At 61.4% G+C, this 570-nt stretch carries 1 protein-coding gene; it reads left to right on the top strand.

Annotation, left to right across the window (positions count from 1 at the left end; genetic code table 11):
- A partial coding sequence (locus tag JNK74_29730; protein MBL7650353.1) for a DEAD/DEAH box helicase family protein occupies positions 1-570 on the top strand: 570 nt, incomplete at both ends.

Here is a 570-nt window from a genome sequence, read left to right as displayed (position 1 = left end):
AAGCCCCTCACCGCAGGCGTGGGGCAGGCGAAGAGCTACGCCGGCAAGCTGGATGTTCGGTTCACTTATTCAACCAACGGTCAGGGGATTTACGGCATCGACATGCACCTCGGGACGGAGGGCGAGCTGCTGAGCTACCCGACGCCTGCGGAGCTGTGGAATCTCACTTTTGCCGAGGAGAACGAGTGGCGCGATCGCTTCGCGGCGGTGCCGTTCGAAGATCGGGGCGGCTACTTCCAAGGGCGATACTACCAAGACCTTGCCATCGAGCGGGTGCTGGAGGCCGTGGCGGATGGTCGCGACCGCATCTTGTTGACGCTCGCCACAGGCACCGGCAAGACGTTCATTGCGTTCCAACTTGCGTGGAAGCTGTTTCAGAGCCGCTGGAGTTTGAGCCGCAGGCCTGAGCGGCGGCCGCGGATCTTGTTTCTGGCCGACCGCAACATCCTAGCCGACCAGGCTTACAACGCGTTCTCGGCGTTCCCTGAAGATGCGATGGTGCGGATCGAACCGGCCGACATCAAGAAGAAGGGGAAAGTGCCGAAGAACGGCAGCATCTTCTTCACGATC

The organism is Candidatus Hydrogenedentota bacterium (assembly GCA_016791475.1).
In the GTDB taxonomy this organism is placed as follows: Bacteria; Hydrogenedentota; Hydrogenedentia; order Hydrogenedentales; family JAEUWI01; genus JAEUWI01.
This window is presented reverse-complemented; position numbering and strand designations above follow the sequence as displayed.